Annotated in this window: 5 protein-coding genes; all 5 read left to right on the top strand. The window is 42.2% G+C overall.

The features are described 5' to 3' along the window. The first annotated feature begins 359 nt into the window (after positions 1 to 359). The 5 genes from rpmE to ABFQ95_06775 all read left to right on the top strand — a co-directional run bounded on the left by rpmE (position 360) and on the right by ABFQ95_06775 (position 7,068). A complete protein-coding gene (rpmE, locus tag ABFQ95_06795; GenBank protein MEN8237227.1) occupies positions 360 to 581 on the top strand; it encodes a 50S ribosomal protein L31 in 222 nt (73 codons plus the stop codon). Between the two features lie 9 nt (positions 582 to 590). Beyond that, positions 591 to 1,253 carry a (d)CMP kinase gene (cmk, locus tag ABFQ95_06790; protein ID MEN8237226.1) on the top strand — a complete coding sequence of 221 codons (663 nt, stop codon included), beginning with the start codon at positions 591 to 593 and terminating at the stop codon, positions 1,251 to 1,253. Between the two features lie 81 nt (positions 1,254 to 1,334). Further along, complete coding sequence (locus ABFQ95_06785) at positions 1,335 to 3,104, top strand: 30S ribosomal protein S1 (GenBank protein MEN8237225.1); 1,770 nt, start codon at positions 1,335 to 1,337, stop codon at positions 3,102 to 3,104. Positions 3,105 to 3,226: 122 nt separating this feature from the next. After that, a complete protein-coding gene (locus tag ABFQ95_06780; GenBank protein MEN8237224.1) occupies positions 3,227 to 5,785 on the top strand; it encodes a hypothetical protein in 2,559 nt (852 codons plus the stop codon). A gap of 89 nt (positions 5,786 to 5,874) precedes the next feature. Further along, positions 5,875 to 7,068 carry an MFS transporter gene (locus ABFQ95_06775; GenBank protein MEN8237223.1) on the top strand — a complete coding sequence of 398 codons (1,194 nt, stop codon included), beginning with the start codon at positions 5,875 to 5,877 and terminating at the stop codon, positions 7,066 to 7,068. Positions 7,069 to 7,227 lie beyond the last annotated feature (159 nt).

The following is a 7,227-nucleotide window of genomic DNA, read 5'->3' as shown; positions in this document are numbered from 1 at the left end:
CGCAAAGATTTTCCAATTCGTGCGACTTACAGTCGCACGTTCGGAAAATCAGCGTTCAGGATGACGGCCGTGTTGGTTTCACTGAACAGCCCTGATAGCTACCAGCTTGCAGTTTACTTGGGTAAATGAGCACTTCTAGCGTATCAGGAAACAGAGGTTTTGATTTCACTTTAGTATATAAACATAAACTTGGCATGGGCATGTGATTTGCATTTTTTATCAATTTTACCTGGGGTGATTTGAAAGCTGGCAACCTGTCCCTTACAGTTTGATTTAGCTTCAGTATAGATCAGGAATCCATTATAATCTTGTAATTTACCCATATTTCGCGTATAAAGGAGCCCATAAGGAGATTATTGATGAAGAAAGATATCCATCCAGATTATCATACCATCAAGGTGATGATGACTGACGGGACAACATTTGAGACTAAGTCAACTTGGGGCAAAAAAGGTGATACTTTGCGTCTTGAGATTGATCCCTCAACGCATCCAGCATGGACAGGTCAACATCGCTTGTTGGACACAGGTGGTCAATTGGCCAAGTTTAAAAATCGCTTTAAGGGATTTTCCGTTGAATAAGGCGTCATCTTGCTGGTCATAGCCGTTGATGGTTTCAGTGGTGCAGGCAAGGGAGAACTTTCCCGAGGTTTAGCCAAGACTTTAGGGCTTGCTTTCCTGGATACAGGCTTGATTTATCGGGCAGTTGCTTGGAAAGGTCTATCGCAAGATTGCGATCTAACAGATCCTCAAGCACTTGCGAAAATTGTCTCTAGTTTATCGCAGAATGATCTTAAAAAACCTGAATTACGTAGTGACACTGTAGCGCAGATGGCTTCGAAGGTTGCGGCTATTGAGGTGGTGCGATCAGCTTTGTTGGGTTTTCAAAGAGATTTTGCCGAAAACCCTCCCGCCAACAAGTGTGGTGTTGTCCTTGATGGCCGAGATATTGGTACTGAGATTTTGCCCCATGCTGATGTAAAATTTTTTGTAACAGCAAGGCCAGAAATTCGAGCCACGCGGCGTTTTAAAGAGCTCAAAGCGCGTGGAGTAGCTTGTACATACGATTCAGTGTTGCAAGAAATGCAAAAACGTGATGCACGAGATCAAAGTAGAGCAGTCAGCCCTTTAAAGGCAGCTGCAGATGCGTATATAATAGATACATCGGATTTCACCATTGATGAGATGGTTGAGACGGCAGTTAAGTTCGTTCAGCAAAGAATGCAGGATACTGAAAAAGCTGAAGAACGGTAACGGTGAAAATACGAGAGGTGGCATGATTTCAGGCCGCTATGGATTAACTCTAACGCATAAACATATTGGATTAACATAAACATGACAGATCAAACTTTAAAGACTCCCAGCAGTTCTGAAGATAACATGGATTTTGCAGCGCTTTTAGATCAAGATCCTATCAGCTCGAAAAAACTGACCGGTGGAGTTGTTAAAGGTACAATTATCAAAATTGACCAAGAAGCGGTCTTAATTGATGTCGGCTTGAAATCAGAAGGGCGCGTTCCGCTGAGAGAATTTTCTACTTCTGGGGTGATTCCTGAATTCAAAATTGGAGATGAGGTTGAAGTTTACCTTGATCGAATGGAGAATCGGGAAGGTCAAGTCGTCTTAAGCTATGAAAAAGCCCGCAGAGAAGCAGCTTGGGTTGAGCTTGAGAAATCTTTCCAGGACAACAAACATGTCAATGGTGTGATTTTTGGCAGAGTCAAAGGTGGTTTTACAGTTGACCTTAATGGGGCCATCGCTTTTCTTCCGGGATCTCAAGTAGATGTGCGTCCTATCAAGGATATAGCACCCTTACTTGGTATCGATCAGCCCTTCCAGATCCTGAAAATGGATCGTGCTAGGGGAAATATCGTGGTATCCCGTCGCTCTATTATGGAAGAATCCAGAGCTGAAGCGCTCGATGAGTTAATGAAAACCATAAAAGAGGGTGAGGTCATTGAAGGGGCCGTCAAGAACATCACGGATTACGGGGCGTTTATCGACCTTGGTGGTATTGATGGTCTGCTCCATGTGACTGATATGTCTTGGAAGCGTATCAATCATCCTTCAGATGTTATGGAAATAGGGCAAACTGTTAAGGTGCGCGTGATTCGCTTTAACCAAGAAACAAAGCGTGTTTCGCTGGGTATGAAACAATTAGAAGAAGATCCCTGGGTAGGAGTTGAAACGAAATATCCTGTAAATTCCAAGCTTGAAGGAACGGTGACGAATATTACAGATTATGGTGCATTCATTGAATTGGATGATGGTATTGAAGGTTTATCGCACGTTACGGATATGAGCTGGACGCACAAAGGGGTACACCCAAATCAACTGACTTCCGTTGGGCAAAAAGTTGAGGTTAAGGTGCTTGACGTTGACCCTGACAAACGACGGATTGCCCTGGGTATTAAGCAATGTGTTGCCAACCCATGGGAAAAGCTTCAGGAAGATTTCAGCATAGGAAGCGAACACGAAGGAAGGGTAAAGAGCATTACCGAGTTTGGCTTGTTTGTCGAAATGACGGATGACATTGATGGTATGGTTCACTTGTCAGATCTTTCTTGGGATATGTCTGGCGATGAGGCCTTGAAGCAATACAAAAAAGGTCAGACGATTAAGGTCAAGGTTTTGGATATTGATCCTGCAAAAGAACGGGTGGTTCTTGGGGTGAAGCAGCTTATGGATGATCCTTTCTTTTCAGGTATTGGCCAAATGAAATCTGGGTCTGTGGTTACGTGTGAAGTGACAGAGATTCAAGAGGCAGGAATTGAGGTCACAGTGGGTGATGGTATTCTTGGCTTTATCCGTAAAATTGAGATGGCCAAAGATCGTAAAGATCGTAGGTCCGATCGATATGCGGTTGGTGAAAAGGTTGACGCTAAGATTATTTTCATTGATCGTAAGGCTCGGAATTTATCCTTGTCAGTGAAAGCCCGAGAGGTTGATGAAGAAAAGAAGGTCATGCAGGAATATGGATCCACAGATAGTGGTGCTAGCCTTGGTGACATCTTAGGTGAAGCGATGAGCCGAGCTCAGGAACGAGGTTCTGATAATCCTGATGGTGATGATGATGATAAGAAGGGACCTAAAAAATCTAAGTAGCCAAGTTATTATGGACACTAATTTTGCAGCTAATCTTTAACTAGCCAAAGGTGGTGATAACCGAGACTGGAACGTGTAACTTGCTTGCGTGTAAAAGTGGAATTAATAAAAAGGAGAAAGCGGTGTTCCAGTTGTTCGGTGTATTTTTTTGGTGCAAACACTTGTTTTTCGGTTTGTTGTTGGGAATAAGTGTTTCAAGTTTGCTTGTAGCATCAAGTGATTCAGAGGAAAGGGAGGCAGCAGTACGGCAAGGATGGGGAAGAGATACTGGGTTTCCCAAAGAATTGGATGAACTTATAGATCATGTTTTGCTGCCGAATCATGAACCGCTGTGGGCAGTGATACAGGGAAAAATTGTGTATGAGTACTTGAAGTGTAGCAGTGAAGAGGCCACAATTTTTGCTAAAAATAAGAAAAATTTTCCGTGGCGCAAGCAACCAGAATTTGCAATCGTCAGTGTTAATGGGAAGGAGAGAAAGCAGAAGCGACTGCCATTAGATATCCAAAAGTACTACAAAACCTGGGTTAAAGCGTTTAACAAAAGAAAAAGCGAGTATGCTGACAAAGAAAAAGAACTTAAAAAGGTTCAACAAGCTTATGAAAAGGCGAAATCTGACTATCAAGAAAAACGATCCCAGTATTTAAATGATCCAACGGATGTTGAAGAAGTGCATTTTCACCCTGGTAAGGATTTAAAGGGATCTGTAGAGATTATGGAAATTTTGAGAAATACCCGTGCACAAACCCTGCATCAAGCTACTACGGAACAACAGGTGGAATTAGAACATCCACAAGAACAGTTTCTGGAAACTAGAGCAGAAAAAGAAAAAATGGAGTATCTCTTTTATTATGTAAAAAATCACTACAGCAACTACAGTCACGATGAAGAATTTGTCCGTTTTTGTACCCACTTATATGATAAGACGGTAGAACCTGGCTACAGCAAATCTCCAGATCAATGTAAGGGACTAAATCGATTTGAACAACAGCACTCTGTTGGTCCCTTTGCGGCTGAATTGGAAATTTATCGCTTGCCGCACCTCATATCACGTCTCCAGCAGGAGTACTATTTTTTCCTGGGTATGCGCGGATATTACGAATCTGTTTATCAGCCTCAGGTTAAAGGAGGCTGGAGTAATTGGTTAAAGGCAAATGTTAAATTAGAAGACCTTAAGGCTAGAATTAAATCGGCTGGTTATCAAGGCCCTATGTGTCAACAAAGGCAAGATAAAGTCGTGGGATACCAAACTTTGCAAGGGAAGTTGTTGGTGGCCATGGATCGGGGAATGATAGGTAAATATCGCAGACAATTCTGGTATAAAATAAGAGAAAAGCGACAATCTTTAAGGGCAGATCCCCATCTAGATCAAGATTCGAGTGATTTTGATGAAAAGAAAAAAGTAGAAGCTGTTTATGGGAAAATTCCAATAGATTGTGAGAGCAGTGTAAGTTTAGGAAAATTTTCCCACGTGTTCCTATGGAAAAATCAGAAAATATCAATTAATTTCTCAAATGTACCTGAGCGTAGCATTCTTCAAGAGTTAAAAATAAAAGAATACCAAAGGGTCGACAACAGGAGAATCAACGGTGTTCAAGAGTCAGAAATAAGTTGTGATGAGTTTAGGATTGAATCAGAAACACAATGTATTATCAAGTCTGAGTTTCCTAGTCGTTGCGAGCTGAAAAGCCATCAAATTTGTTATGGGCACGTTTTGCAACAGATTCTCAAGACGGTTCCTATTTTTGCGGGTAAAGATCAGGCAATCTATGATATGCGAGACGAGTTTCCTAAAGAGGTAAACAATCTACCTAATTACTTGCAGGAGAGAATTTATTTATTGGGACGCTTGAAGCATCACAAACAAAAAGAAGAGGAGGATTTAAGCGATGAAGAGGATTCGAGTCAACAGATAAACCCCCATATCTCACGTGAAATATTGATCCAAAAATTGAATGACTTGCTGCAAAAGCTTGCAAAGGTATACTTGGATCTTAATCCTAATAAGGCAATGGAAGATTTAACTTCCAGGTTCTTCAATCATCCAGCATGGGGTTTGTGGGGTGACCGGGAAGATGAAATTATTTGCCCGCTTTTTGATCTAGGTTGGAACTTGAGCCAACCCATACTGGAAAATCCTCCGCAAAAAATTGCATTAAAAAATCTTGACATTGAAGATGCGGACTTATTTAGGCCAAGGATTGGGGAATTGTTAAAAGATATTAACGAAATTCACCTAGCTAATAATCAACTGACAGGCAATATGAAAATTGATGGAGAACTAAAGTCTTATAATTTTCCATTTACCTGGATAACCATTCTAGATATAAGTCACAATAATCTCACAAATCTAAAGTATTTTGAAGAACTAAAAAATTTGCAAGAGTTGTATGCGCAGCATAACCAGCTACATATTGAACCGGCTGATAACGATTGGTTTCCTGGAAGGATCTTGGATTTATCTTACAATAAACTTAAACAGATCCCAGCCATTTTGAAATGTACAAATTTGCAGGACCTTAATTTGAGTTACAATGAAATAACTATGGGAAATTGGCTGCCTAAGGGGCTACAAAAACTTAACATAGCAGGCAATAAATTTGCGGATAATCATCTACTTAACGAAATTACCAGCTCGCTTCCTAATTTGGAACTTACCACAGAGGAAAGTAGCTTGGAATGACGACCTTCGGGGATATTTTTCACTGGACAACCCTGTCAGGGGCACACCTGCTCTTGACTTCAGCAGGGATCAATAGCTAGATTTCCTTTATGGTTCAATCTCTTCGTCTTTCCCTGCTTGTGCTCAGCGTAATTATGACGGTTGAGTTTGCTGCAAGCTTTTGTGCACCGTTGTTGCCGTTGATCCGGAGTAGCTTTGTGGTAGACGAATATTGGGTGCAAATGACCATTAGCTTTTATTTATTTGGTCTTGGAATCTCTGCGCTTTTATATGGTCCTCTCTCTGACGTTTATGGGCGTCGTCCCACGTTAGTGGCAGGATTGGGCTTGTTTTCTGTTGCCAGCCTTGCATGTGTGTGGGCCTCTTCCATATACCCTTTGATTTTAGCACGACTGTTGCAAGGCATGGGGGCAGGGGTGGCCTGGACCGTTGGAAATGCAGCCATCAAGGATGTGACTGCTGGGGCTCAATACACTCGTATGATAAATCTCGTGCATATTGTAGCTGGGTTTATCCCCGCTATCGCGCCGATTTTGGGAAGCTATTGGGGTGAACTCTGGGGATGGCGCCCAAGCTTTTTTGCCGTGTTTGTGCTGTCCTGTGCAGCGTTTGCTTTGGTTTCCTTGGGGTTTAAAGAATCTATTTCAAGGCGGCACTCTTTTTCGTTCATAGCTCTTTGGTCTGGTTACATCCATGTGGTTACTCAACCGCTTTACTGTAGGTATATGATAGTTAAAGTTTTGATGGTTATGTTGTTGTTTGTCGATGCTGCCAATTTATCGCTGATCTTTGTCGAGCACCTTGAGGTTCCTTTAGAACATTTTGGCTATTACGTCACGTTGGGGTTTGTTGCCTACCTTGCAGGAGGGTGGTTGTGTCATCGTTTTGTGAAGGACTTGGGTAATGACAGGCTAATTAGCATTGGTCTTGCTGGGGTCCTTTGTAGCACCTTGGCGTTAATGGTAGGCCTCGAGTATGGGTTGCATTCAGCACTTTGGGTGCAGTTGATTCGTGTGCCCCTTTATATTGGTTGGGGGCTTATTTTTGGTAACGCAACGGCGTGTATTATTGCTCCCTTTCCCAAACAAGCAGGGGCTGCATCAGCGCTGATGATTGCGCTAGAAATGGCATTTAGCTTTGTAGGTATTTATATTTGCAGTGTATTTTACGACGGCACTTTGATGCCAGTGGCTGGCTTTGCTATTGCAACGACCTTACTGGCTTGTGTTGGTTTTTATAGTCTGAGGCGGCATAAAATTGCCATGGTGTTGGAGACAATATAGGGGTTGGGGTCAATGGCTCTAACTTAAGAACCAAAATGGCTAAAGTGCACCCCTCCGTCAAGACCATTGGGGTTGATGAAATTTCAATGAAGAAAGGACATCAAGATTATGTGACCATCGTTAGCATTCGTTCTAAATCAGGTGAGCTATCCGTGATTG

It is taken from the genome of Pseudomonadota bacterium, assembly GCA_039714795.1.
Classification (GTDB): Bacteria; Pseudomonadota; Alphaproteobacteria; order JAGOMX01; family JAGOMX01; genus JBDLIP01.
The sequence above is the reverse complement of the archived record's forward strand: the minus strand, read 5'-3'. Positions and strand labels throughout refer to the sequence as shown.